1 pseudogene is annotated in these 450 nt (G+C 65.6%); it reads left to right on the forward strand.

Annotated elements, in window-relative coordinates:
* Positions 1-371 (forward strand): annotated as a pseudogene (locus tag EOA27_RS39900) (ATP-dependent DNA ligase); the annotation flags it as partial.
* Positions 372-450: the final 79 nt, after the last annotated feature.

Genomic DNA, 450 nt, shown 5'->3' on the forward strand with positions numbered 1-450 from the left:
ATCATGTGCTGGTGCCGCTGAAGCCCTCGGCGGAATGGGACGAGGTCAAGGACTTCGCCCACGACTTCGCCCGTGCGCTGGAGCAGGCGGCGCCCGACCGCTACACGGCGACGCTGTCCAAGAAGGCCCGCACCGGAAGAATCTTCGTCGACTATCTGCGCAACGGCCGCGGCTCGACCACCGTCGCGCCCTATTCCTCGCGCGCCAAGAAGGGCGCGACTATATCGATGCCGGTGACCTGGCCCGAGATCGAGAAGGGCCTTGCGCCGAATGCCTTCCCGCTTGGGGACGAGACGACGCTGGCACAGCTGAAGAAGGCCGATCCGTGGAGGGAGTTCTTCAAGCTGGGGAAGGCGTTGAAAAGGGGGTGATCGCGGGCAAGACCCAAGGTCGCTTATGCCGAGATCCTTCGCCCCCCTCTCTGTCCTGCCGGACTGCGCGGCCCTTCGC

Origin of the sequence: Mesorhizobium sp. M2A.F.Ca.ET.037.01.1.1, assembly GCF_003998075.1 — a bacterium.
Taxonomy (GTDB): domain Bacteria; phylum Pseudomonadota; class Alphaproteobacteria; order Rhizobiales; family Rhizobiaceae; genus Mesorhizobium.